This is a genomic window from Nonomuraea sp. NPDC050227, from assembly GCF_044459705.1.
In the GTDB taxonomy this organism is placed as follows: Bacteria; Actinomycetota; Actinomycetes; order Streptosporangiales; family Streptosporangiaceae; genus Nonomuraea.
This window is the reverse complement of sequence record NZ_JBITJF010000004.1, coordinates 580,761-606,628: the sequence shown is the minus strand read 5'-3', so window position 1 is coordinate 606,628 and position 25,868 is coordinate 580,761. Positions and strand designations below refer to the sequence as shown.

General features: G+C 73.1%; 18 protein-coding genes. 8 read left to right on the top strand and 10 right to left on the bottom strand.

Features of this window, described 5'->3' with window-relative positions; translation table 11 throughout:
* Positions 1 to 20 precede the first annotated feature (20 nt).
* Positions 21 to 860, bottom strand: a complete 840-nt coding sequence (locus tag ACIBK9_RS19755) for a universal stress protein (RefSeq protein WP_397159953.1) — start codon at positions 858 to 860, stop codon at positions 21 to 23.
* 222 nt (positions 861 to 1,082) lie between these two features.
* On the opposite strand from ACIBK9_RS19755, the gene ACIBK9_RS19750 reads away from it, so the two are divergent.
* Positions 1,083 to 1,994: a universal stress protein gene (locus ACIBK9_RS19750; RefSeq protein ID WP_387676475.1), complete on the top strand. Its 912-nt coding sequence runs from the start codon at positions 1,083 to 1,085 to the stop codon at positions 1,992 to 1,994.
* Positions 1,995 to 2,004: 10 nt separating this feature from the next.
* Here ACIBK9_RS19750 and ACIBK9_RS19745 read toward each other — a convergent pair whose 3' ends face one another.
* The 5 genes from ACIBK9_RS19745 to ACIBK9_RS19725 form a co-directional block, all read right to left on the bottom strand.
* Positions 2,005 to 2,715: a universal stress protein gene (locus tag ACIBK9_RS19745; protein ID WP_397159951.1), complete on the bottom strand. Its 711-nt coding sequence runs from the start codon at positions 2,713 to 2,715 to the stop codon at positions 2,005 to 2,007.
* A gap of 133 nt (positions 2,716 to 2,848) precedes the next feature.
* The gene (locus ACIBK9_RS19740) at positions 2,849 to 5,134 is read right to left on the bottom strand and encodes a phosphoketolase (RefSeq protein ID WP_397159949.1); all 2,286 of its coding nucleotides are present in this window, start codon (positions 5,132 to 5,134) and stop codon (positions 2,849 to 2,851) included.
* Positions 5,135 to 5,176: 42 nt separating this feature from the next.
* Positions 5,177 to 7,855: a magnesium-translocating P-type ATPase gene (gene mgtA, locus ACIBK9_RS19735; RefSeq protein WP_397159947.1), complete on the bottom strand. Its 2,679-nt coding sequence runs from the start codon at positions 7,853 to 7,855 to the stop codon at positions 5,177 to 5,179.
* A gap of 132 nt (positions 7,856 to 7,987) precedes the next feature.
* Complete coding sequence (locus ACIBK9_RS19730) at positions 7,988 to 8,836, bottom strand: universal stress protein (RefSeq protein ID WP_397159945.1); 849 nt, start codon at positions 8,834 to 8,836, stop codon at positions 7,988 to 7,990.
* Positions 8,837 to 8,852: 16 nt separating this feature from the next.
* Entirely contained in the window at positions 8,853 to 9,413 is a 561-nt protein-coding gene (locus tag ACIBK9_RS19725) for a universal stress protein (RefSeq protein ID WP_397159943.1), read from the bottom strand.
* A gap of 218 nt (positions 9,414 to 9,631) precedes the next feature.
* Here ACIBK9_RS19725 and ACIBK9_RS19720 point away from each other — a divergent pair, with 218 nt between their 5' ends.
* Entirely contained in the window at positions 9,632 to 12,145 is a 2,514-nt protein-coding gene (locus tag ACIBK9_RS19720) for a cation-translocating P-type ATPase (RefSeq protein WP_397159941.1), read from the top strand.
* A gap of 46 nt (positions 12,146 to 12,191) precedes the next feature.
* Here the strand turns inward: ACIBK9_RS19720 and ACIBK9_RS19715 are convergent, their stop codons facing one another.
* The 3 genes from ACIBK9_RS19715 to ACIBK9_RS19705 are packed head-to-tail and all read right to left on the bottom strand — an operon-like array spanning position 12,192 to position 14,051.
* Positions 12,192 to 12,710, bottom strand: a complete 519-nt coding sequence (locus ACIBK9_RS19715) for a flavodoxin family protein (protein WP_397159939.1) — start codon at positions 12,708 to 12,710, stop codon at positions 12,192 to 12,194.
* A 1-nt stretch (position 12,711) separates the two neighbouring features.
* On the bottom strand, positions 12,712 to 13,212 hold the full coding sequence (locus ACIBK9_RS19710) for an HPP family protein (protein ID WP_397159937.1): 501 nt from the start codon (positions 13,210 to 13,212) through the stop codon (positions 12,712 to 12,714).
* The gene (locus ACIBK9_RS19705; RefSeq protein ID WP_397159935.1) at positions 13,209 to 14,051 is read right to left on the bottom strand and encodes a universal stress protein; all 843 of its coding nucleotides are present in this window, start codon (positions 14,049 to 14,051) and stop codon (positions 13,209 to 13,211) included. Before ACIBK9_RS19705 ends, ACIBK9_RS19710 begins: the two co-directional genes overlap by 4 nt.
* Positions 14,052 to 14,279: 228 nt before the next feature.
* Between ACIBK9_RS19705 and ACIBK9_RS19700 the strand changes: the two genes are divergently transcribed.
* The gene (locus tag ACIBK9_RS19700; protein WP_397159933.1) at positions 14,280 to 15,533 is read left to right on the top strand and encodes a hypothetical protein; all 1,254 of its coding nucleotides are present in this window, start codon (positions 14,280 to 14,282) and stop codon (positions 15,531 to 15,533) included.
* Between the two features lie 15 nt (positions 15,534 to 15,548).
* Here the strand turns inward: ACIBK9_RS19700 and ACIBK9_RS19695 are convergent, their stop codons facing one another.
* The gene (locus tag ACIBK9_RS19695) at positions 15,549 to 16,730 is read right to left on the bottom strand and encodes an acetate/propionate family kinase (protein ID WP_397159931.1); all 1,182 of its coding nucleotides are present in this window, start codon (positions 16,728 to 16,730) and stop codon (positions 15,549 to 15,551) included.
* Between the two features lie 202 nt (positions 16,731 to 16,932).
* Between ACIBK9_RS19695 and ACIBK9_RS19690 the strand changes: the two genes are divergently transcribed.
* The 5 genes from ACIBK9_RS19690 to ACIBK9_RS19670 all read left to right on the top strand — a co-directional run bounded on the left by ACIBK9_RS19690 (position 16,933) and on the right by ACIBK9_RS19670 (position 25,866).
* Positions 16,933 to 17,538 carry an HPP family protein gene (locus ACIBK9_RS19690; RefSeq protein WP_397159929.1) on the top strand — a complete coding sequence of 202 codons (606 nt, stop codon included), beginning with the start codon at positions 16,933 to 16,935 and terminating at the stop codon, positions 17,536 to 17,538.
* A gap of 379 nt (positions 17,539 to 17,917) precedes the next feature.
* Complete coding sequence (locus tag ACIBK9_RS19685) at positions 17,918 to 18,739, top strand: MerR family transcriptional regulator (protein WP_397159927.1); 822 nt, start codon at positions 17,918 to 17,920, stop codon at positions 18,737 to 18,739.
* 487 nt (positions 18,740 to 19,226) lie between these two features.
* On the top strand, positions 19,227 to 20,684 hold the full coding sequence (locus tag ACIBK9_RS19680; RefSeq protein ID WP_397159925.1) for an endo-1,4-beta-xylanase: 1,458 nt from the start codon (positions 19,227 to 19,229) through the stop codon (positions 20,682 to 20,684).
* Between the two features lie 446 nt (positions 20,685 to 21,130).
* A complete protein-coding gene (locus ACIBK9_RS19675; RefSeq protein WP_397159923.1) occupies positions 21,131 to 23,851 on the top strand; it encodes a beta-L-arabinofuranosidase domain-containing protein in 2,721 nt (906 codons plus the stop codon).
* Positions 23,848 to 25,866: an RICIN domain-containing protein gene (locus ACIBK9_RS19670; RefSeq protein WP_397159921.1), complete on the top strand. Its 2,019-nt coding sequence runs from the start codon at positions 23,848 to 23,850 to the stop codon at positions 25,864 to 25,866. The genes ACIBK9_RS19675 and ACIBK9_RS19670 overlap by 4 nt, the downstream gene beginning before the upstream one ends.
* Positions 25,867 to 25,868 lie beyond the last annotated feature (2 nt).

The window sequence follows — 25,868 nt, the reverse complement described above, 5'->3', positions numbered from 1 at the left end:
TCCGAACACCTCCGGTCCCGTCATCCCTTCTCCGCGCGCGGCCGTACCACCGCCACCGGGCAGGCCGCGTGATGCAGCACGCCGTGGCTCACCGAGCCGAGCACCGCGGAGGAGAAGCCGCCCCGTCCGCGCGAGCCGACCACGACGAGGTCCGCGGCGGCGGCCGCCTCGGTGAGCGCGGCCACGGGGTGCCCGCGCACCTGCTCGTCGGTGATCTCGACGTCGGGGTTCTCGCTCCGGCACGGGTTCACCCGCGCCTGGGCCGCCCTCGCCTCCTCCTGGAAGGAGTCGGCCAGCAGGTGGCTGTAGGCCGCCCAGTACGGCGAGACCGCGGGCGCCTGCCAGGCGTAGACCACGTGCAGGCGGGCGCGGCGCGCACGGGCCTGCTCGACGGCGTACGCCATGGCCTGGCGGGACCCCGCCGAGCCGTCGTCGCCGGCCACCACCAGGTCGTGCCGGACGGCGACCACCCCGCGGACGACCACGACGGTCCCCGCGGCGTGCCCGGCCACCGCCCGGCCCACCGACCCCAGCACCATGCCGGCGAAGCCGCCCATGCCCCTGCTGCCCAGCACCAGGCTGTCGGCCGTGGCCGATTCGACGATCAGCGCGTCGATCACGTTGCCCGCCAGCATCTCGGCTGTGACCTCGACGCCCCCGCCGATCGCGCGGGCCCGGCCGGCGGCCGCCTCCAGCGCGCCCAGGCAGTACCGGGCGCCGTCCACGCCGAGCACCCACTGCTCGCACACGTGCACGAGCCGGAGCGGCAGCCCTCTGCGCTGGGCGTCGCCGGCGGCCCATTCCACCGCGGCGGTCGATGACGCGGAGCCGTCCACCGCGGCCACGATCCGTCCGCGCATCTTCCCTCCTTCGCGCCTTCGACGTCCCCATACCCGCCATAACGGATACAAGGGGCGCAAACACACCAAAAGTCGCCGCTGTCCCCTCCAACTTCGGGACCCGGCGCGCGACGGGCAAGCAGGCTAGGCCAAGACTTTCCTCCCCTGTGGGGCTCGTCCCGCCGGTCCAGGGAAGGCTCATCCGCGCAGGTAACCGGACAGAATCCGCTCCCGGAGGCGGCAGTGATCGACGCCCACGCCGGCCGGCCCGTGCTCGTCGGGTACGACGACTCGACCGAGAGCCGCCACGCGCTGCACTGGGCGGTCGCCGACGCGCGCCTGCGCGGGCTGCCCGTCCTGGTCTGCCACGCCCTGCACTGGCCCTACGCCCCCAGACCCGTCGCCCAGGAGATCATGCGGCACGTCGAACCGGTGGCGCTCGGCGTCGTGGACGAGGGCGTCCGGCGGGCCAGGGAGCTGGCGCCGGAGCTGGACGTGCAGCCGCTCCTGGGCCGGGGCACCCCCTCGGCGGTGTTGCTGGAGGCCGCGCGCGAGGCGGAGCTGACGGTGCTCGGATCGCGCGGGCAGGGCGGGTTCGAGGGGCTTCAGGTGGGGTCGGCCGCCGTCCAGGTGCCCGCGCACAGCGTCACGCCGGTCGTGGTCGTCCGGCCGCCGCTCCAGCCGCCCACCCGCCAGGACGTCAGGATCGTGGCCGGCCTGGACGGCTCACCCGCCAGCCTGGCCGCCTTCGACCTCGCCCTGGACGAGGCCGCCCTGCGCGAGGGCACCGTGACGGCCCTGTGCTGCTGGGCCGACTGCGGGTCGTCGTCCTGGCAGGAGCCGCTGCCCTTCGTGGACTCGCACGCGCTGCGCAAGGGCGCGGAGAACCGCTTCCGCGAGGTCGTCTCCCACCTGGCCCGCAGACGCCCCGAGGTGACGGTGGTCACCGAGTTCCTGACCGAACGCCCCCAGCGCGTGCTGATCGAGGCCTCCAAGGACGCCACGCTCCTCGTGCTCGGCAACCGGGGGAACGAGGCCCCTCCCTGCCTGCTGCTCGGAGCGGTGACGCAGGCCGCCCTGCTGGAGTCCAGGTGCCCGGTCGCGGTGGCGCCCGCGGCCGTGCTGAACCCGCGGCTGCCGCCCGCGTCCGGGTGACGCGGGGAGCTCAGGGGCGGTCGCCCGGCACCACCGCGACCGGGCAGGGCGCGTGCTGCGGCAGTGAACTCGCGGTGCCGAGATGCGCGGCCCGCGGCCGGCCGACCACGACCAGCGTCGCCCGCTCGTGAGGCTCACCCTGCTCGACCTGGACCTCCGGACGGCGAGCCGCCCACTCCCCCAGGTCGGCGGAGGCCGCGAGCGGCAGCCCGCGCAGGGCCGCCTCGGCGAACGCGAACTCGACGACCGCCGCGTCCGGCTCCCGCTCGGCCAGGACGACCGGGCCGGGACGGGTGGCCTTGGGCAGCGGCCCCGGCCCGCGTACGACGATCACCGGGCACTCGGCGTGCGCGGCGGCGTACCCGGCCACCGAACCGACCACCACCCGGGGCAGCGCGCTCAGCCCCCGCGAGCCGACCACGACGAGCGTGGCGTCGGCGGACAGCTCCACCAGCCGCTGGGCGGCCGGGCCCTCGTACAGGTCGGTCTCCACGCGGACGCCCGAGCTGGTGGAGCGGGCGCACTCGGCGCCGTGCCACAGGACGTGCTCGGCCGCCTTGCGCAGGTGGGCCTTGGCCTCCTCCTCCGCCTCGCCGTACGGCCATTGCCAGGCGTGGACGACGGTCAGCGGCAGGTTCCTGAGCTCGGCCTCGTCCAGCGCCCAGTCCAGGGCCTGGACGGAGAAGTCCGAGCCGTCGTAGCCGAGCACGATGCGATCCATGTCCGTGATCCCTTCAGACGTCGCTGAAAGTCAGCCTCGGTCCCGCGAGGCCGGCCACCCGTGGTGCGGCGGCCCGTCTTGACGGGACCTTGGCCCTCCTTTTCCGGCCGCGCGGGCCGGCGTCCTTCGCGCGTCACCAGGTCCAGTCGCGGACGGCGGGGGCGTCCTCGCCGTGCTCGCGGGTGTGGGCGCGGGCCGCCAGCCGGGCGTCGGCCATGCGCTGGCGCAGGTGCGCCTGGGTGGCGCCCAGGCCGGGCACCCGGTCGATGACGTCGATGACCAGGTGGTAGCGGTCGATGTCGTTGAGCATGGCCATGTCGAACGGCGTGGTCGTGGTGCCCTCCTCCTTGTAGCCGCGCACATGGATGTTGGCGTGCCCGGTGCGGCGGTAGGTGAGGCGGTGGATGAGCGAGGGGTAGCCGTGGAAGTTGAAGATGATCGGCCGGTCCACGGTGAACAGGGCATCGAACTCGGCGTCCGGCATGCCGTGGGGGTGTTCCGACGGCGGTTGCAGCCGCATCAGATCCACCACGTTGACCACCCGCACCTTCAGCTCCGGCAGGTGCTCGCGCAGGATCGCCGCGGCGGCCAGCGTCTCCAGGGTGGGCACGTCGCCCGCGCAGGCCAGCACGACGTCCGGCTCGGCCCCCTCGTCCGAGGACGCCCAGGGCAGGACGCCGAGGCCGCGGGTGCAGTGGGCGACGGCCTCGTCCATGGTGAACAGGTCCAGCACCGGCTGCTTGCCCGCCACGATCACGTTGACGTAGTCGCGCGAGCGCAGGCAGTGGTCGGCCACCGACAGCAGGGTGTTGGCGTCCGGCGGCAGGTAGACCCGCACGACCTCGGCCTTCTTGTTGACCACGACGTCGAGGAAGCCGGGGTCCTGGTGGCTGAAGCCGTTGTGGTCCTGCCGCCACACGTGCGACGAGAGCAGGTAGTTGAGCGAGGCGACGGGCCGCCGCCAGGGGATCCTCTTCGCCGACTGCAGCCATTTGGCGTGCTGGTTGAACATGGCGTCGATGATGTGGATGAACGCCTCGTAGCAGTTGAACAGGCCGTGCCGGCCGGTCAGCAGGTAGCCCTCCAGCCAGCCCTGGCACAGGTGCTCGCTGAGCACCTCCATCACCCGGCCGCCCGGCGCCAGGTTCTCGTCCGTGGGCTCGACCTCGGCGTTCCAGGCGCGCGTGGTCGTCTCGAAGACGGCCTGCAGCCGGTTGGAGGCGGTCTCGTCCGGGCCCATCAGCCGGAAGTCGTGCGGGTTGGCGGCGATCACGTCCCGCAGGAAGGCGCCCAGCACCCGGGTCGGCTCGGTCGACTGCGCCGCGGGCGACTTGACCTCCACCGCGTGGTCGCGGAAGTCGGGCAGCGCCAGCGGGCGCAGCAGCTCGCCGCCGTTGGCGTGCGGGTTCGCGCTCATCCGCAGCGGCCCCTCGGGGACCGTCCCCAGCAGGACGGGCGCCGGGCGGCCCTCGGCGTCGAACAGCTCCTGCGGCCGGTACGAGCGCATCCACTCCTCCAGCATGGCCAGGTGCGCCGGGTTGTCGCGGACGCCCGACAGCGGCACCTGGTGGGCCCGCCAGGTGCCCTCGACCGGCTTGCCGTCCACCTCGCGCGGGCCGGTCCAGCCCTTCGGCGTGCGCAGGACGATCATGGGGAGGCGTTCCAGGCGGCCTTCCTTGTAGGCGGCGATCTCGTCGAAGACGGTGTCGAGCGTGCGCGCCATCTCTTCGTGGTCGGGGCCGACGAGGTGGGGGCGGTAGCCGTACCCCTCCATGAGCTTGACCAGCTCGTCCTGGGGGATGCGGGCCAGCACGGTCGGGTTGGCGATCTTGTAGCCGTTCAGGTGCAGGATCGGCAGGACGACGCCGTCGCGGTAGGGGTCCAGCAGCTTGTTGGAGTGCCAGCTCGCGGCCAGCGGGCCGGTCTCGGCCTCGCCGTCGCCGACGACGCAGGCGACCACCAGGCGCGGGTTGTCGAAGGCCGCGCCGAACGCGTGCGCGAGCGAGTATCCCAGCTCGCCGCCCTCGTGGATGGAGCCGGGCGTCTCGGGCGCGACGTGGCTGGGGATGCCGCCGGGGAAGGAGAACTGCCGGAACAGCCGGCGCATCCCGGCGGCGTCCTGGGAGACCTCGGGGTACTTCTCCGAGTAGGAGCCCTCCAGCCAGGCGTGCGCGACGGCGGCGGGCCCGCCGTGGCCGGGACCGGCGACGTAGATCATGTCCTGCCGGCGTTCGGCGATGATCCGGTTGAGGTGGGCGAAGCAGAAGTTCAGGCCCGGGGTGGTGCCCCAGTGGCCGAGCAGCCGCGGCTTGACGTGCTCGGGGCGCAGCGGCTCGGTGAGCAGCGGGTTGTCCAGCAGGTAGATCTGCCCCACGGACAGGTAGTTCGCCGCGCGCCAGTAGGCATCGATGTGCTGCATCGTCGTCATGATGACGATGATTTCCGGCTGCGCTCCCGCGCCCTAGGGACCTTGGTCCCCTTCTCGGGGGGCGGAGGGCGGACGTCCGGCGGCGAGGGCGGCGGCCACCGTGCTGAACCGGTGGGCCCTGCGGTGCGTCGGATGGGCGGCGGTGCGCCCGCCGCCGGCCAGGGTCTCCGGCGCCGCCCGGTAGAAACGGCGCTTGGCCAGCTCGACGAGGGCCAGGTAGGCGACCACCATCAGGCCCAGCACCGCGAAGAACGGGCCGGGCAGCGGCTGGAAGCCCAGGGCGCCGGCGAGCGGGGTGACCGGGATGACCGCGCCGAGCACCACGACGCTCAGGGCGGCGACCGTCAGGGGCAGGCTCGGACGGCTGCGGAAGAACGGCACCCGCCTGGTCCTGATCGCGAAGACCACCAATACCTGGGTGGCCAGGGACTCGACGAACCAGCCGGTGCGGAACAGCGGCGGCCCGGCGTGCAGGACGCCGAGCATGACGGCGAAGGTGGCGAAGTCGAACAGCGAGCTGACCGGCCCGAAGAACAACATGAACCGCCGGATGGACGCCACGTCCCACCGGGACGGGCGCCGCAGCTGCTCGGGATCGACGTTGTCGGTGGGGATGGCGAGCTGGCTGGAGTCGTAGAGCAGGTTGTTGAGCAGGATCTGGGACGGCAGCATCGGCAGGAACGGCAGGAACGCCGAGGCCGCGGCGGCGGAGAACATGTTGCCGAAGTTGCTGGACGTCCCCATCAGCACGTACTTCATGGTGTTGGCGAAGATCTGCCGGCCCTGGATGACGCCGTCGGCCAGGATGGCGAGGTCCTTCTCCAGCAGCAGCACGTCGGCGGCGTCCTTGGCGACGTCGGTGGCCGCGTCGACGGAGATGCCCACGTCGGCGGCGTGCAGCGCGAGCGCGTCGTTGACGCCGTCGCCGAGGAAGGCCACGTCCAGGCCGTTGCGCCGCTGGGCCCGCACGATGCGCGCCTTGTGCTCGGGGCTGACCCGGGCGAACACGACGGCCTGCTCGATGAGCGCGGCCAGCCGGGAGTCGTCGGCGGCCTCGACGTCCTGGCCGGTCAGCACCCGCCCGCCGGGCAGGCCGAGATCGGCGCACAGCTTGGCCGCGACCGCGGGGTTGTCCCCGGTGAGCACCTTGACGGTGATGCCGAGGCCGGCCAGGCGGCGCAGCGCCTGCTCGACGCCGGCCTTGGGCGGGTCGAGGAAGACCAGCAGGCCGCGGAAGGCGAGGTCGTGCTCGTCGGCCTGGCTGAGGGTCGTCCGGCGGGCGGCGTCGCCGGTCAGCCGCCGGGTGGCCACCGCCACCACCCGGTTGCCGGCGGCGAACTCGGCCTCCAGCACGGCCCTGGCCCGGTCGGCGACCGGGGTGCAGCGCGCCAGCACGGCCTCCGGAGCGCCCTTGGTGACGATCATCCGGCCGTCGTCGTCCTCGACCAGGACGGAGGCGGTTCTGCGTTCGTGGTCGAAGGGCACGACGGCCAGCCGCCGGCCGGGCGGTCCGGGCCGGAGCGCGGCGGCGGCGGGCGCGTCCCACAGGGCGACGTCCAGGGGGTTGCCGCTCGCCGAGTGGCCCGGTTCCCCGTCCTGGCCGCTGACGACGGCCTCGTTGCAGAGCAGGCCCAGCTCCAGGACGCGGTCGTCGGGGCTGCCGTCCGGCCCGAGTGAGCGCGTGAAGCTGATCCGCCCCTCGGTCAGGGTTCCGGTCTTGTCGGTGAACAGCACGTCGACGTCGCCCAGGTCCTCGATGCAGACCAGCCGCTTGACCAGCACCCGGTGCCGGGCCAGCCGGTGGGTGCCGGCGGCCAGGCTGGTCGAGACCACGGCGGGCAGGAGCTGCGGGGAGATGCCGACGGCGATCGCCAGCGAGAACAGCAGCGCGTCCAGCACCGGGCGGTGCAGCACGAGGTTGACGACGAAGATCCCGGCGGTGAGCGCGGCGGCGACGCGCACCAGCAGCATGGAGAACCGGCGCAGCCCGATCTGGAACTCGGTGTCCGGATGACGGTCGCCGAGCCTGAGCGCGATGCGCCCGAACTCGGTCCGTCCGGCGGTGGCCACCACCACGCCGGTGCCGGACCCGGCGTGCACGACGGTGCCCATCAGCGCGCAACTGGCCAGCTCGGCCAGCGCGCGGTCCGGGCCGACGGGCTCGACGGCCTTGGCCACCGGCAGCGACTCGCCGGTCAGCACCGACTCCTCGCACTCCAGCCCCGCCGACGACACCAGCCGCAGATCGGCCGGGACGATGTCGCCCAGCCGCAGCGTGACGACGTCGCCCGGGACCAGCGTGACCACGTCCACCAGCCGGGGACCGCCGTCCCGCAGGGCCAGGCAGCGGTGCCGGATCTGGGAGTGCAGCGCCTCGGCGGCCTTCTCCGCCCGGTACTCGTTGAAGAAGCCCAGCCCGACCGACACCGTCAGGATCACGCCGATGATGATCGCGTCCGTCGACTCGCCGAGGAAGAACGACGCGGCGGCGGTGACCGCCAGCAGGATCAGCAGGGGCGAGCGCAGCTGGCGGGCCAGCACCGCGACCCGCCGGGCCCGGTGGGTGCGCAGGGAGTTGGGGCCGACGGCGGCCAGGCGGCGCTCCGCCTCGGCCTGGCTCAGGCCGCCGCCGGTGCCGCCCAGCCGGGCCATGACGTCGTCGACCGGCAGCGCGGCCGCGACCGCGACGTCCAGCCCGCCCTCTCCGGTCATGTCACTGTCCGAGCCGTCCCGCCCGGCCTCCCCCTGGTTCTGGTAACCGTCCCGTCGCCAAGACAAAGGCAAAGGCGCTCCACGCCCGTCCCAACGCCCATCCGACGCCCGCGCCGACGCGGCGACGTGCCGTCAGTCCCGCGGCCGGACGACCGCCACCGGGCAGCGGGCGTGGTGCAGCACGCCGCGGCTGATCGACCCGAGCAGCGCCGACCCCAGCCCGCCGCGCCCGTGCGACCCCACCACCAGCAGGTCGGCGTGGTCGGAGGCCGCGGTGAGCGCGTCCACGGGGTGCGCCGACGGAGTCTCCCGCACGACGACGACCTCGGGGTAGTCGGCGGCGAACACGTTCACCCGATCGTCGACGACCTGCTGCTGTGCGGCGCGGACCTCGTCCATGGCGTAGGCGGCCTCCGGCGCGAACGCGTGCACGGGCAGCTGCCAGGCGTGCAGCACCCGCAGCGTGGCGGCCCGCAGCCGGGCCTGCTCGAAGGCGTGGGCCAGGGCGGGCTCGCACTCCGGCGAGTCGTCCACCCCGGCCACCACCTCGCCGCGCACCTGCTGCCGGTCGCCACGGACCACCACGACGGGGCAGCGGGCGTGCCCGGCGACGTGCGTGCTGACCGAGCCCAGCAGCGCGCCGGCGAACCCGCCGAGGCCGCGGCTGCCGAGCACGATCTCGGCGGCCTCCTTCTCCTGCCCGCGCAGCACGACCGCCGGCAGGCCTTCGACGTCCTGCGTCGTGACCTCGACGGACGGCTGCCGTTCCCGGGCCAGCGCCTCGGCCTCCCGCAGGATCCGCTCGCCCTCGTCCGCCGGCAGGTCGGGCGCCCAGCCCGGGGAGAACCGGCGGATCTGGTACGGCGTGCGGTCCACGGCGTGCACGATCCGCAGCGGCAGCCGCATGCGGAAGGCGTCGTCCGCGGCCCATGCGACGGCGGCGCGCGAGGCCGCCGAGCCGTCGACTCCAACAACGATCATGATGTTCCCTCCTTCGTCACCTCCCATGAGACCCGGCCTCCCGCCGTCCCTCGCAGAGCCGAAGGTCGGCCGGGCCAGGGCCGAAGGGCCTTCCCCGATGCCGTCCGGCGAACGCGGGCGGCCTCGACGGCGTCCCCCCGTCCGTCGCCGCGCCCTGCACCACGACCACGGGACACGGCGGCAGCCGCAGGCACGACAGCAGCACCGCGCCCAGCCGCCCGTCCCCGGCGGGCCGCGCGGCGGAACCGAGCACCAGCAGGCCGGCCCCGCGCGCCTGGTCCGCGAGCGCCGTCTCCGGGCGGCCCCGCACGAGCCGCGCCTCGACGGCGACGCCGGGGAACCGGTCCATGACCAGGGCCACCGCCTGATCGAGCGCGGCGCTCGCGCGCGCCTCCTCGAACCCGGCGGGCCGGGACGGGCAGGGCGCGTACGGCGCCCTGTGCTCGATCGAGGGCTCCCAGGCGTGCACCACGACCAGCCGCGTCCCGCGACGGGCCGCCTCGTCGGCGGCCCATAGCAGCGCGGCCGCGCAGTCCTCGGTGCCGTCGGTCCCGGCCACGATCAGGCGAATGCTCATATCTCCACGATCCGCCCGCGCGACCGGGGCGGAACAGGGCCGAAAGCCCCGCTTGCGGTGACTTTCGGCCCTGCCGCCGTCCGGCTGGTCTCCGGAGGCTGGAGGGGCGGGGAGACCTGCACGTTTACCGCCCTGAGCAGGGCGAAGACTAGATCCTGAAGACACCTCGCAGCGACTCCGCCGGCCCGAGGGCCACCGCGGGCAGGAAGGACACCCACGTGACGCCCTCGTCCTCTGGCCTGTCATCGGCGGAGGCAGCCGTCCGCCTGGAACGCGACGGCCCCAACCTGCTCCCGCGCAAACCGCCCACCCCGCTGTGGCGGCGCGTCGTCACCCAGCTCCGCGATCCGCTGATCATCGTGCTGCTGATCGCGGCGGCGCTGACCGTCGGCACCGGCGACTGGACGGACGCCGCGGTGATCGCGCTGGTCATCGTGGTCAACACGGCCGTCGGCGTGACGCAGGAGGTGCGCGCCGACCGCGCCATCACGGCCCTGGCCGAGCTGGCCACCCCGGAGGCCCGCGTGGTGCGCGACGGCCACCAGCGGCAGATCCCGGCCGGTGACGTCGTGGTCGGAGATCTGCTGGTGCTCGCCGAGGGCGACATCGTCCCGGCCGACGCCGAGGTGGTGGAGTCGGCGTCACTGCTGGTCGACGAGTCGGCGCTGACGGGCGAGTCGGTCCCGGTGGACAAGGACGCGGGCGCGGCGGTCTCCTCGGGCACCGTCGTGGCCCGCGGCAGGGGCCGGGCGGTGGTCACCGCGATCGGCGCGGCGAGCGCGAGCGGGCGCATCGCCTCCCTCATGGTCAAGGGCGCCGGGCTCACGCCGCTGCAGCGCCGCCTGGTCGGGGTCGGCCGGCTGCTGGCCGGTGTCGCGGTGCTGCTGTCGGCGCTGGTGCTGGTCCTGGGCCTGGTCCGCGGCCAGCCGGTCGAGCTGATGGTGGTGACCGCGATCAGCCTGGTGGTCGCCGCCGTGCCCGAGTCGCTGCCCGCGGTCGTGACCCTGAGCCTGGCCCTGGGCGCCCGCCGGATGGCGGCCCGTGACGCGCTCGTCCGCAACCTGCCCGCCGTGGAGACGCTGGGCTCGGTGACCGTGCTCGCCACCGACAAGACGGGCACCCTCACCGAGGGCCGGATGGTCGCCCGGCACCTGTGGACCCCGGCGGCCGAGGCCGCGGTCACCGGCTCCGGCTACGCGCCCGACGGCGGCCTCGCCCCCGGCCGGGACCCGGACGAGTTCGCCGAACTGCTGACCGCCGCGGCGCTGTGCAACGACGCCCGCCTGCGCCCGCCCCAGGAGAGCGGGGAGGAATGGACGGCGCTGGGCGACCCCACCGAGGCCGCGCTGCTGGCCGCCGCCGCCCGGCTCGGCCTCGACCGCGCGGGCCTCCAGGAACGGTTCCCCAGAATCGCCGAGCTGCCCTTCGACAGCGACCGCAAGCGGATGAGCACGGTGCACCTGCTGCCGGGCGGCGGCGTCCGCCTGATCTGCAAGGGCGCCCCGGAGGCGCTGCTGCGCCCGGACGTGCTGACCGACGACCCGGAGCTGCCGGCCCGCGCCGCCGAACGCGCCGACCGGTTCGCCCGGGACGGCTACCGCGTGCTGGCGGTCGCCGCCGCCGACCTCGACGCCGTCCCGCATCCCGTGCGGGAGGACGGGCTGAGGCTGCTCGGGCTGGTCGCGATCCTCGACCCGCCACGTGAGGCGGCGGCCGCGGCCGTGGCCGACTGCGCGCGGGCCGGCATCAGGACGGTCCTCATCACCGGCGACCATCCGGGCACCGCCCGCGCGGTCGCCGCCGACCTCGGCATCATCCGCGTCGGCGACCGGGTCGTCGACTGCCGCGAACCCGGCGCATTCGACAACGGTCCGGCCGGCGTCTACGCGCGGGCCACCCCCGAGCAGAAACTCGACATCATCGAGAGCCTGCGCACCCGGGGCGAGGTCCTGGCGATGACCGGCGACGGCGTCAACGACGGCCCCGCGCTGCGCCGCGCCGACATCGGGGTGGCCATGGGCAGGCGCGGCACCGAGGTGGCCCGGCAGGCCGCCGACCTCGTGCTCGCCGACGACAACCTGGACACCGTCGTGGCGGCCGTCGAGGAGGGCCGCCGGGTCTACGCCAACATCCGCCGGTTCCTGGTCTACGGCCTGTCGGGCGGCGCGGCGGAGATCGCGGTGATGGTGCTGGGCCCGTTCCTCGGGTTGCCGCTGCCGCTGCTGCCCGCGCAGATCCTGTGGATCAACCTGCTCACCCACGGCCTGCCCGGCGTGGCGCTGGGCGGGGAGCCGACGGTGCCGGGAACCATGTCGCAGCCGCCGCGTCCGCCGGGTCAGAGCATCATGGGGGCGGGCCTGTGGCAGCGGGTCGTCCGCATCGCCGTGGTGCTCACGGCCGTCACCCTGGGCGTCGCCGTCTGGGGGTCGATGACCGGGCGGCCGTGGCAGAGCATGGCCTTCTTCGCCCTCGGCGCCACCCAGCTCGGCGTGGCGCTGGGCACCCGGACCCGCCCCGGCACCCTGGCCAACCCGATGTTGCTGCTCGCCGTGGGCGGCGCGTTCGTCCTGCAGCTGGCCGGGATCTACCTGCCGCCGCTGCGCGAGCTGCTCGGCACCCGGCCGCTGTCGCCGGGTGATCTGCTGGTCGTCGTCGCACTGTCCACGCTGGGCTACGCCGCCGCCCGCCTGGACCGGATCCTGCACCCGTCCCCGACGCCCGCGCAGGACTGAGAACGGCGCCCGGCGGAAACCGCCGGGCGCCGTTCTCAGCGGGCCGTCAGGACGCGGGGACCGGGAAGGACGCCGCCAGGCTCTCGCCCCACTGCCTGGCCCGCTCCAGCTCGCCCGGCACCAGCGGCCCCTGCGTCCCGGTCACGTAGAAGCTGCACGGCGGCACGGCGAGCCGGACGCCGAGGCGGCGCAGCCGCTTGGCGACCGCCCGGCCCGCCGAGCCCGGCAGGCGGGGCTTGGCCACGCGGGTGTCGAACGCCGCCGAGCAGAGCCCGGCCGACGACGTGCCGAGCGTGGCCAGCCACTCGCGCACGCCCCTGCCGCGCGACACCAGCGGCCCGGCGGCCTGCTGGGCGGCGGACTCGCGGGTGGAGGCCCGGCTCATGGAGAAGGCGTGCGTCGGGCCGCCCACCACCAGGAGGGTGACCTCGTCCCCCACGTGCGCGGGGGCCGAGCCGACCTCCGCCACCTCGGCCCGCATCCGGGTGGCCAGCCCCTCGGCCACGGCCTGGGCGATCCGCTCGGTGTTGCCGTACATGGACTCGTAGACGACCAGTGCCTTCATCTCACGCCTCCCGCCGTTCCGGCAGGATGGGTTCGAGGTGGAACATCCCGGTCACCACCTCGCTCGGCTCGGGCCGCGGCTCGATCCGTCCGGCGACCGCCGACAGGACGTCCCGGGCGGTGATCAGGCCCACCAGGCCGTCGTCGGACAGCACGGGCACGGCGTCCACGTCGGCGTCCAGCATGGCGGCGGCGACCCTGCTCAGCGGGGTGTCCGGCCCCACCCGGGGCGTGCGCGCGCCGCCGAGCAGGTCCCGCACCTCGCGGCCGGCCTGCTCCTGCGGCCCGCCGGACCAGGACGCGGCCAGGCACTCCCTGGTCAGGATGCCCAGCAGCCGCCCTCCGTCGAGGACCGGCAGGTGGTGCACGCCGGCCCGGCGCATCAGCTCCCACGCCATCAGCGGCGACTCCTCGGCCTTGACGGCCACCAGGACCCGGCTCATGACCTGTCCCGCCGTCGGCGACCCGTTCATGACCTGTCCAGCCGTCGGCGACCCGTTCATGACCGCTCCTCCGCGTCCGGCCGGACCACGGCGACCGGGCAGGTCACGTGGTGCAGCACGCCGTGGCTGACCGAGCCGAGCACGGCGGAGGCGAACCCGCCCCGGCCGCGCGAGCCCACGACGACCAGGTCGGCCGATCCGGCCGCCTGCATCAGGGCGGTGACCGGGTGGGCGCACGGCTGCTCGTCGGTGATGACCAGGTCCGGGTTGGCCTCCCGCCAGGGCACGACCCGCTCGCGCGCCGCGCCGGTCTCCTCGCGCATCAGGTCCTCGATCAGGCTGTTGTACGTGACCGCGTACGGGGAGAAGACGGGCATCTGCCAGGCCGAGACCACGTGCAGCCGGGCGCCGCGGGCCCTGGCCTGCTCGACGGCGTACTCCATGGCCGCCTGCGCGTCCTGCGACCCGTCGTAGCCCACCACCACCCTGCCGTGCTCGGCGGGGGCGGCGGGGGCGCGGACGACCACGACCGGCCCGGACGCGTGCCCGGCCACCGCCAGGCTCACCGAGCCGACCGTCATCCCGGCGAACCCGCCGAGCCCCCGGCTGCCCAGCACCACTCCGCCGGCCGTCGCCGACTCGCGGATCAGCTCCCCGGCCACGTTCCCGGACAGCAGCTCCGTCGTCACCTTGACGTCGCCGGCCAGCGCGCGGGCCCGGTCGGCGGCCTCCTCCAGCAGGCGGGCGCAGTGCTCGGCGTTCGCTTCGTGCAGCCACTGCGGGCCGACGTGCACGAGACGCAGGTCCAGGCCCCGCCGCCGCGCGTCGGCGGCCGCCCATTCCACCGCTCCGGTCGCCGGGACGGACCCGTCCACACCGACGACGATGTGAGTGCTCATCGCGCATCTCCTTCACCGGTCGAAGCTCTCACCCTCAGGCTCCTACGGGCGGCGGCGCGGCGCCGGAGGAGGAAGTCCCGCCCGGCAGGGCCGTTGGTCCTCATCGGCGTCGCGGGGAGACGATCTGGCACGATCCGGTCACGCCATCGGCTCACCCTCCCCACGCTCTGTAGTGTCGATGAGCGCCCCCTCCTCGCGCAGTAGCCCGCTCAACGTGAGGACGTCCTCATGACCGAAGAAGCGGTTCCCCCCGTCTCAGCGCCCGCCGCTCCCGCCCGCACCGGCGACCTGCTGGAAAAACCCCAGCTGGCGGAGATGTTCGCCCTGGCCAAGAAGCTGGACGGCACCTGGCCCATCTTCGCTCGGAGCCTGGATCCCGCCGACGACCCGGCGCTCCTGCGCGGCCGCTACCGGGCGGTGGCCGCGTCCACCGCCCGGTGGTCGGTGCGGCGCAAGCACGTCGAGGACTGCGTGGCCGCCTGGGTCCTGCTGCCCATGCTCGGCGCGGCCGTCGTCTTCGTGGTCTCGGTGTTCTCCGTCACCTCCGTGCCGAAGATCTTCCTGGCCGTCGTGGGTCTCACGGTCTTCATCTGGGTCTCCGTCTGGATCGAGAACCGGCGGCATCGCCCGCTCTTCCGCTACCTTCTCGACCCGCTGATCACCATGCTGGGAATCGGCTGCTTCCCGGCCGCCCTGTACCTCCGCCACGCCACCGGCCCGGCGTGGGCGGTGGACCTGGCGAGCCGGGGATGGATGCCGATCCCCCAGAGCATCGGCACCGTCTGCTGCGCCCTGGTCCTCGGGATGATCCCGGTCAAGGCGGTGATGTGGCAGTGGGACCGCGAGTCCCGCGCCTCGCCCACCGAGCCGCTCTTCGAGCAGCTGGCGGCCATCCTGGCCCGCGCCGAGCCCGACCGCCGCGGGCAGCTCCCGCCGGGGACGCGCAGGGAGATCCTCGCTCTCCTGGGCAAGGTCTCCTTCCTGCTGCGGGTCGGCATCCCGACCGCCGCCCGGGGCGGGACGCCGCTGACCAGGGCCGTGGTCCGCGCCCGCGCGGTCGAGGCGTCCAGGGCCGTCATCGACCTCCAGTTGTGGGTGGCGCTGCCGTCCCCGACCGCCTACGACGACCTCCGCACCCGCGTCGCCGAGCTGACCCGCACGGTCATCACGGGCGAGTACGACCGGCTCCCCACCCGCGACGCCACCCCGGAGGAGACCCGCCGGACGTGGCACGCCCGCGTCCTGGAGACCGTCCGGACCCTGGTCATCGCCCTGCTCCCGGTGGCCGGCCTGGTGACCGCCGACCGGCTGGGCCTCAGGCTCCCGGCCCCCTTCGACGACGGCGCCATGATCGCCGTCGTGGCCTGGGCCGTCGTGCTCCTCCTGGGGTTACTCGACCCGAACTTCGCCTCCCACCTGGCCGCCGCCCGTGACCTGACCACGCTCCCGACGTTCAACCGGAACACCGACAAAGGCGCGTAGCGCGGCCCGGTCCGGTCAGGAGGACGTCAGCCGCGCGAGCGTCTGGTGGGCGATCTCCCACTCCTCGTCGGTGGGGATGACGAGCACGGGCACCTCGGCGCCGGGCAGGGACACCGCGCGCTCGCCGGACGCCCCCGCGGCGTTGAGCACGGGGTCCACCGCGATGCCGAGCCGCTCCAGCCCCGCCAGGCAGGCGGCGCGGGTGGCGGCGTCGTGCTCGCCGACGCCGCCGGTGAGCACGATCGCGTCCACCCGGCAGCCGAGCAGCGCGTGGTAGGCGCCGACGTACTTGCGGATGCGCCGGGTGTAGATCTCCAGGGCCAGCCTGGCCTCGTCGTCGTCGCGGGCGCGTACCTGGCGCATGTCGCCGGACCCGGTGAGCGCGAGCAGGCCGCCGCGGTGGCTGAGCTCGTGCTCCACCTGCTGGGCGTCCAGGCCGCCGGTGCGGGCCAGGTACGCGGCCAGGGCCGGGTCGACGTCGCCCGAGCGGGTGCCCATGACCAGCCCTTCCAGCGGCGTCATGCCCATGGAGGTGTCGACGCTGCGCCCGCCGGAGATCGCGGTGGCGCTGGCGCCGTTGCCGAGGTGGAGCACGATCAGGTTGAGCCCGGCGAGGTCGCGGCCCAGGACGGCGGCGGCGCGGCGGGAGACGTACGCGCACGAGGTGCCGTGGAAGCCGAAGCGCCGCACGCCCCGCGCCCGCCACTCGCGCGGCACCGCGTACGTGTACGCCTCGGGCGGCAGCGTGCGGTGGAACGCGGTGTCGAACACGGCCACCTGCGGCACGTCAGGGAACACCTTGAGCGCCAGCCGGATGCCGGTCAGGTTGACCGGGTTGTGCAGGGGCGCGAGCGGGGCCAGCTCCTCGATCGCGGCGATGACGTCGTCGTCGATGAGCACCGCTTCGGTGAACCGGGTGCCGCCGTGCACCACCCGGTGCCCGACCGCGACCGGCGCCGGCTCGGGCCCGGCAGCGGCGAACGCCGCCAGCATCGCCTCCAGCCCGTCCCCGTGGCTGGGGAAGGGACGTTCCCGGACGTACGGCGGCCCGTCCCCGCCGTGGTGCGTGATCCGCCCGCGGTCCTCGCCGATGCGCTCGACCAGCCCTCGGGCGGCGCGCTCGCGGGTGTGCGGATCGACGAGCTCGTACTTGATGGAGGAGGATCCCGTGTTCAGCACGAGAATGGGGTCGGCCATGCCCATGACCCTAAGTCCGTTCCGGGGGTCGGGTGGCGGCACGGATCTCGTTCGGGACTTCCGGCCCTACCGGCCCGGCCGCGTCCCGCGTTGTGATGGGAGAGCCACGAGGCCGCCACCCCGCGCGGAGCGGGCCGTGGGGCGACCGTCGTGGCAAGCTGACCTGGAAGACCGACGACTGCGAGTGGGAGGCCAGACAGCGATGCTCGTCCGCGAGGTCATGAGCGGCCCGGCCGTCACCGTCCGCGACACCGATCCGGTGCGGCGAGCCGTGCGGGTCCTGCACGGCCACGACATCACCGCCGCGCCCGTCGTCGGCGACGACGGGCGGCTCGTCGGCGTGGTCAGCGAACTGGACCTGCTACGGGGGGAGTTCGAGCCCGATCCCCGCGCGACCGTCCGCCCGGCCGCGCCGGCCGACGAGCCGCCGCCCCGCCAGGTCATGGACGTCATGAGCCGCGACGTCGTCACGGTCACCGAGACCACCGACGTCACCGTCGCCATCGATCTCATGGTCCGCGAGCGGGTCAAGAGCCTGCCCGTCGTGACCGGCGGCCGGATCGCCGGGATGGTCAGCCGCCGTGACCTGATGGCCATGCTCGCCCGCCCCGACGAAGACCTGCGCCATGCGGTCGAGGCCGCGTTGCGCGAGCAGTACCCGGCGGGCCCCACCTGGGACGTCGCCGTCCGCGACGGCGTGGCCGAGCTGCGCGGGCCGTCCCGGCAGCAGGCCGACCACATCGCCGGCGTGCTGGCCCGCACGGTGCCCGGCATCGTCCGGGTCAGACATGTCCGGCCGTCACCGTGAAACGGGCCGTCGCTGTGAAGACCGGCCGTCCATGACGTGGTCGCTTTCTCGGCCGGGTCAGCCGACCAGCACGCCGTCACCGGCGTCCCCCATCCCGCCGGACGCCAGGGGTAGGAGGACTTCCCCGCCGTCGTCATGGTCTCGCCCGGCAGCCCGCCGAGGCCCAGCAGCAGGACGCTGGCGACGGCACACGACACGATGTGGATCACCCGCACAGTCCCAGCATGCCTGCCGAGCCCGACCGATACCGCGAAACCGACAGATCACCCAGCCGCCGCCACTTCAGGACGCCCACCCCCGCAAGGGACTCGGTGGCCGGCCCGGGGTTGTGATCCGGGTCGTTTGTGTCCGCCCCAGGGGCAGGGTCCATACTCGGGCGGTGTCCGATCTGATGACCACTGGACAGTTCGCCGCGCGGTCCAACCTGACGCTCAAGGCGCTGCGGCTCTACGACGCCAAGGGGCTGCTGCCGCCCGCCGAGGTCGATCCGCGCACCGGTTTCCGCCGTTACGGCCGGGCGCAGCTCGCCGTGGCCCGGCGCATCACGCTGCTGCGCGCCATCGACATGCCCCTCGCCGAGGTCGGCAGGGTGCTGCGGCTGGACGGCCCCGCGGCGGTCGAGGCCATCGCGAAGCACTGGAGTCACCGCGAGGAGCAGTGGCGGGCACGTCAGTCGCTGCTGGCCTACATCCGGCAGGTCTTCCTGGAGGAGGCGACCCCCGCGTACGAGGTGCGCCTGCGGGACGTGCCCGAGCAGCGCGTGATCTTCATCCACGGCCATGCGCGCGCCTCCGGCCTGGCGGACTTCATCACGGACGCCTCGGCCGCGCTCTTCGCCCACCTGGGGGCGGCCGGCGGCTGCCTGTCCGGGCCGCCGTTCGCCGTCTTCCACGGCACGGTGGGCGAGGACTCGAACGGCCCGGTGGAGGTGTGCCTGCCGACCGGGAGCCCGATCGAGCCCGCCGGCCGGATCGGCGTCCGGCTGGAGCCGTCCCACCGGGCCGCGTACGTCGAGGTCAGCAAGGAGCGGTCGCACTACCCGGCGATCCTGCCGGCGTACGACACGCTCAAAGCCTGGCTGGACGACCACGGGCTGGCCCCGGCGCTGTCCATGCGCGAGATCTACCACCCGAACCGGGAGACGGCGGCCCCGGCGGAACACGTCACCGACGTCGCGGCCCCGTTCGCGCCGCCCTCCTGAGCGACGGCCCTCGGCGCGGCTCGGGCCGGACCGCGTGGCCGACGGCGTCCAGGCACAGCCCGGACTGCGTCCCCGTGATGGTGACGTCGGAGTTTCGCTTCATGGTTCCGCCCGTTCGTGTGTTAACGCCAACAAGTCGCGGTGCCGGTGGGACGGAGGAAATACGAGCTGGACGACCCCGTCAAGAGCCCCGAAGCCCGAAGCGGCCGAAAACGCGCTCCCACCTCGGACCGGCCGCCACCCGTCCCCGTGAAACTTTCACGACCCGTCGGCCGAAAACTTTCGACAGGTAGCGGCCCAGGATGACATGCCCACACCAGCAAGACGGCTCCGAAAGTTTTACCAGAATCTTGACAACTTTCGGCGAGATCCACACACTGAGTGCCCGAGCCCGGCTCTCCCATCCGCTCCCGAACGCCCTGGGCGCATCCCTCCGAAGTGCGTCCGCACGACCTTCCCCCCATGATTCGCGTACGGAGGCTCCAGCATGCGTGTCAACGCCATGTCCCCACCGACCGCCGGACGGCCGCCCGGCGCGCGCCGCCGGGCGCTGATCACCGGCGCACTCGGCGCGCTCGGCCTGCTCACGGCCCTGGCGACGGCGATTCCGGCCGATGCCGCGGCGAGCACGCTCGGCGCGGCCGCCGCGCAGAGCGGCCGCTACTTCGGCACCGCCATCGCCGCGGGCAAACTCGGCGACTCCGCCTACACGACGATCGCCAACCGCGAGTTCACCATGGTGACGGCCGAGAACGAGATGAAGATCGACGCCACCGAGCCCAACCGGGGGCAGTTCACCTTCACCAACGGCGACCGGGTCTACAACTGGGCCGTGCAGAACGGCAAGCGGGTTCGCGGCCACACCCTGGCCTGGCACTCCCAGCAGCCCGGCTGGATGCAGTCGTTGTCGGGCAGCTCGCTGCGCCAGGCGATGATCGACCACATCAACGGCGTCATGTCCCACTACAAGGGCAAGATCTACGCCTGGGACGTGGTCAACGAGGCCTACGCCGACAGCGGCGGCGGCCGGCGCGACTCCAACCTCCAGCGCACCGGCAACGACTGGATCGAGGTGGCCTTCCGCACCGCGCGCGCCGCCGACCCGGCCGCCAAGCTGTGCTACAACGACTACAACATCGACAACTGGACCTGGGCCAAGACGCAGGGCGTCTACAACATGGTCAAGGACTTCAAGGCGCGGGGCGTGCCGATCGACTGCGTCGGCCTGCAGTCGCACTTCAACGGCAACAGCCCGTACAACAGCAACTACCGCACGACCATCCAGAGCTTCGCCGCGCTCGGCGTGGACGTGCAGATCACCGAGCTGGACATCCAGGGCGGCTCGGCCACCACGTACGCCAGCGTCGTCAACGACTGCCTGGCGGTGCCGCGGTGCGCCGGCATCACCACCTGGGGCGTGCGCGACACCGACTCCTGGCTCGGCTCCGGCGCCGCCGCGCTGCTCTTCGACGGCAACGGCAACAAGAAGGCCGCCTACACGGCGGTGCTCAACGCGCTGAACGGCGGCGGCACGTCGCCGCCGCCCGGCGGCGGCGCGGGGCAGATCAGGAGCACGGCCGCCGGCCGCTGCGTGGACGTGCCCAGCTCCAGCACCACCGACGGCACGGCCGTCCAGCTCTGGGACTGCAACGGCCAGAGCAACCAGCAGTGGACCCAGACCTCGGCAGGGGAACTGAAGGTCTACGGCAACAAGTGCCTGGACGCCGGAGGCACGGGCAACGGCGCCAAGATCCAGATCTACTCCTGCTGGGGCGGCGACAACCAGAAATGGCGCGTCAACACCGACGGCACGATCGTGGGCGTGCAGTCCGGGCTGTGCCTGGACGCCGTGGGCGGCGGCACCGGCAACGGCACGGGGCTGCAGCTGTACACCTGCTGGGGCGGCAGCAACCAGAAGTGGACCTACAACGCGGGCGCCGCGTGAGCGTCGCCCGCCCGTCGCGCCGGGGCCCGGCGCCCCGGCGCGACCTCGCCCGCTGACCACCCCTCCCCCGGCCCGGCGAGGCCGGGGAAGGGGTCCCGGGTGACGCCCGTGAAACTTTCATGGCGACGGGCCGTCTCCGTGGAGAGAGAACTCCAGGCGGGAAGGCACGCACAGGACGAAGCCCGGCTCGGCCGGCAATCCCCTCATTGACACCGGAACGGACCGTCGGTTGTACTCCCTCACTACGGAGTAGTCCATCGGCAAGACGATGTTAGCGCTAACACCCCTCTTCAGCCAAGGAGCCCCGGTGACCGAGTCGACCAGTTGTTAGCGCTAACAACTCACGCCGAAAGACCAGGCCACGGGCTTTCGAAAGAAGGCCCTGACCTGCTGACCCCGTGACCGGCCCACGGCCGTTCACCGCCCCCCATCCCAAGGAGCTACGCATGTCCTTGAGCCGCCGTCAGCTCTTCCAGGCCACGGGCGCGACCGCCGCGCTCTCCGTCGTCGGTCAGCTGGCCGGTGCGTCCCCCGCCCTGGCCGCAGTCCCCTGGAGCAGGCCCGACCTCGGCGTCTCAGCCTACGAGTTCGACCTCGGCCAGGTCCGGCTGACCTCCGGCCGCCTGCTGGACAACCAGAACCGCGCCCTCGCCTACCTGCGCTTCGTCGACGTCGACCGGCTGCTGTACGTCTTCCGCGCCAACCACCGGCTGTCCACCGGCGGCGCCGCGCCCAACGGCGGCTGGGACGCGCCCGGCTTCCCGTTCCGGTCGCACGCGCAGGGCCATTTCCTGACGGCGTGGGCGCAGGCGTACGCCGTGCTCGGTGACACCGCCTGCCGCGACAAGGCGCGCTACATGGTGGCGGAACTGGCCAAGTGCCAGGCGAACAACCCGGCCGCCGGGTTCACCGGCGGTTACCTGTCCGGTTTCCCGGAGTCGGACTTCACGGCCCTGGAGAACCGCACGCTGACCAACGGCAACGTGCCCTACTACTGCGTCCACAAGACCCTGGCCGGGCTGCTGGACGTCTGGCGGCTGACCGGCGACACCCAGGCCAGGACCGTGCTGCTCGCCCTGGCGGGCTGGGTGGACGCCCGGACGTCGCGACTGTCCGCCGCCCAGGCGCAGGCCATGCTCGGCACCGAGTTCGGCGGCATGAACGCCGTGCTGACGGACCTGTACCAGGCGACCGGCGACCCCCGCTGGCTGGCCACGGCCCAGCGGTTCGACCACGCGGCCGTGTTCGACCCGCTGGCCGCGAACCAGGACCGGCTCAACGGCCTGCACGCCAACACCCAGGTGCCCAAGTGGATCGGGGCGGCCCGCGAGTACAAGGCGACGGGCGCCACCCGCTACCGCGACATCGCCGTCAACGCCTGGGCCATCACGGTCGGCGCGCACACGTACGTGAACGGCTCCAACAGCCAGGCCGAGCACTTCCGCGCGCCCGGCGCGATCGCCTCCTACCTGACCAGGGACACCGGCGAGGCGTGCAACACCTACAACATGCTCAAGCTGACCCGGGAGCTGTGGCTGCTGTCCCCCGACCGGGCCGACTACTTCGACTACTACGAGAACGCCCTGCTCAACCATCTCCTCGGCCAGCAGAACCCGGCCGACGCGCATGGGCACGTCACCTACTTCACCCCGCTCAACCCCGGCGGACGGCGGGGCGTCGGACCGGCCTGGGGCGGCGGCACCTGGAGCACGGACTACGGCACGTTCTGGTGCTGCCAGGGCACCGGGATCGAGACCAACACCAAGCTCATGGACTCGATCTACTTCCACGACGACACCACCCTGTTCGTCAACCTGTTCGTGCCCTCCGTCCTCGACTGGAGCCGGCGCGGCATCACGGTCACCCAGACCACCTCCTATCCGGTCAGCGACACCACGTCGCTGCAGGTCACCGGCGACGTGAGCGGATCGTGGACGATGCGCGTCCGGATCCCGGCCTGGACACAGGGCGCGACGATCAGCGTCAACGGGGTCCGGCAGGACATCGCGGCCGCGCCGGGCGGCTACGCCGGCCTCACCCGGTCGTGGTCGTCCGGCGACACCGTGACCGTGCGCCTGCCCATGCGGGTGGTCATGAAGGCCGCCGCGGACAACCCCGGCGTGCAGGCCGTGACCTACGGCCCGGTCGTGTTGTCGGGCGACTACGGCGACACCGTCCTGTCGTCGGCCCCGGCCCTGAACCCCTCCTCGATCACCCGGACCGGCGGCTCCTCCCTGGCCTTCACGGCCACGGCCGACGGCGCGCCGGTGCGGCTCGGCCCCTTCCACGACGCCACCGGCCACAACTACGTCGTCTACTGGAACGTCCAGGGCGGGGCCGGCACGGCGAGCTTCCGGCTGGTCAACGCGGCCAGCGGGCTCGTCCTGGGCATCAGGGACATGTCCACCGCCGACGGCGGCGCGGCCCTGCAGTGGGCCGACAGCGGCACCGCCGACCACGACTGGGTCCTGATCGTCGACGGGAACGCCCTGCGGTTCCGCAACGCGCACAGCGGCAAGGTGCTCGGCGTCGAGAACATGTCGACCGCCGCGGGCGCCCGGGTGCTCCAGTGGGGCGACACCGGCACCGCCGACCACCGCTGGACGGTCAGCGACGCCGGCGACGGCTCCATCAAGATCCGCAACGTCCACAGCTCCAAGCTGCTCGGCATCCTGAACGGCTCGACCGCGAACGGCGCCCAGGTGGTCCAGGACGCCGACGACGGCAGCCCGGACAACCAGTGGCGGTTCCTGCCGAACGGCGCGCGGCGCCTGCAGAACGTGGGCACCGGGATGGTGCTCGGGGTCACCGGCATGTCCACGGCCGACGGCGCGCCCGTCGTCCAGTGGGGTGACAACGGCACCGCCGACCACCTGTGGACCGCCGTCAACGACACCGGCGGCTACCTGCGGCTGCGCAACTCCCACAGCCAGAAGGTGCTGGGCGTGGAGAACATGGGCACCGCCGCCGGGTCGCGGGTCGTGCAGTGGGCCGACAACGGCACCGCCGATCATCGCTGGCGGCTGCGCCACGGGTCGGGCGCCGCCTTCCGCGTCCAGTGCGCGGGCGGCGGGCGGGTCCTCGGCGTCGCCGGCGCGTCCCAGGGCGCGCAGGTCGTGCTCGCCGACGACAACGGCTCGGACGACAACCTCTGGAGGTTCCTGTGAGACGTGTCCTCGCGGCTGTCTCGGCCCTGCTTCTCGTGGGCGTGCTGCTCATCGCCCAGGAGGCGTCGGCCGCGACGGTCGACACCAACGCCTGGTACGTCCTGGTCAACCGCAACAGCGGCAAGGCCCTGGACGTCTACAACCTGTCCACCGCCGACGGCGGCCGCATCACCCAATGGACCAGGAACAACCAGAACCAGCAGCAATGGCAGTTCGTCGACTCAGGCGGCGGCTACTACCGCATCAAATCCCGCCACTCCGGCAAGGTCCTGGACGTCTACAACTTCTCCACCGCCAACGGCGGCCCCATCGTCCAATGGACCGACCTCAACGGCACCAACCAGCAATGGAAACTCACCGACAGCCCCGACGGCTACGTCAGACTCATCTCCCGCCACAGCAACAAGGCCCTGGAGGTCCAAGGAGCCTCCACCGCCGACGGCGCCGACATCGTCCAGTACGACGACTGGGGCGGCGCCAACCAGCAATGGCAACTCGTCCCGGTCAACGGCAACGGCGGCGGCAATTACGCCAACCCGGTCGTGTGGCAGGACTTCGCCGACGGCGACATCGTCCGGGTGGGAGACGCCTACTACTACTCGGCCTCGACCATGCACTACTCGCCGGGCGCGCCGATCCTGCGTTCGTACAACCTGGTCGACTGGGAGTACGCCGGGCATTCCGTGCCGAGGCTCGACTTCGGCTCCGGCGCCTACGACCTCAACGGCGGCCGGGCGTACGTGAAGGGCATCTGGGCCTCGGCCTTCAACTACCGGCCCGGCAACGGCACCTTCTACTGGCTCGGCTGCGTCGAGTTCAACCGGACCTACGTCTACACCGCCTCCGCCGTGGACGGCACGTGGACCAAGCGCTCACAGATCAACAACTGCTACTACGACGCCGGCCTGCTGGTCGACTCCGACGACACCATGTACGTCGCCTACGGCAACAGCACCATCAGCGTGGCCCAGCTCTCGGCCGACGGTCTCAGCCAGGTGCGCGCGCAGCAGGTGTTCCAGACGCCGAGCAACGTCGGCACCCTGGAAGGGTCCCGCTTCTACAAGCGGAACGGCTACTACTACATCTGGCTGACCCGCCCCGCCAACGGCCAGTACGTGCTCCGCTCGACCTCGCCATGGGGCCCGTACGAGATGCGCCAGGTCCTGCTCGACCTGCCGGGCCCCGTCGCCGGCGGCGGCGTCCCGCACCAGGGCGGGCTCGTCCAGACGCAGAACGGCGACTGGTACTACATGGCGTTCGTCGACGCCTACCCCGGCGGACGCGTCCCGGCCCTGGCGCCGATCACCTGGACCGGCGACTGGCCGGTCGTGCAGACCGTCAACGGCGGCTGGGGCGTGAACTACCCGAAGCCGAACATCCAGACCAGCCGGACCGTGACGTCCATGATCGGCCCGGACGCCTTCACCTCGGCCACGCTCGGCCCCCGCTGGGAGTGGAACCACAACCCCGACACCAGCCGCTTCTCCACCGGCAACGGCCTGCGCCTGCAGACCGCGACCGTCACCGGCGACCTCTACGCCGCCCGGAACACGCTGACCCACCGCATCCAGGGCCCGTCCTCGACGGCGACGATCGAGCTCGACCCCTCACAGATGGCCGACGGCGACCGCGCCGGGCTGGCGATGCTGCGCGACCAGTCGGCCTGGATCGGCGTCAAACGCGACAACGGCGTCAGCCGGGTCGTGATGACCAACGGCCTGACCATGAACGGCTCGTGGCAGACCACCGGCACCGGCGCCGAGGCGGCGAGCGCGAACGTCCCGGGCGGCCGGATCTGGTTGCGGGTCACCGCCGACATCCGGCCCGGGTCCGGCCGTCAGGCCCGTTTCTCCTACAGCACCGACGGCAGCGCCTTCGTGGGCCTCGGCCCGGCCTTCACGCTGAACAACGCCTGGCAGTTCTTCATGGGTTACCGCTTCGGCATCTTCAACTACGCCACCAAGTCCCTCGGCGGCGCGGTCACCGTGCGCCGCTTCGACCTGACCACCCCCTGACA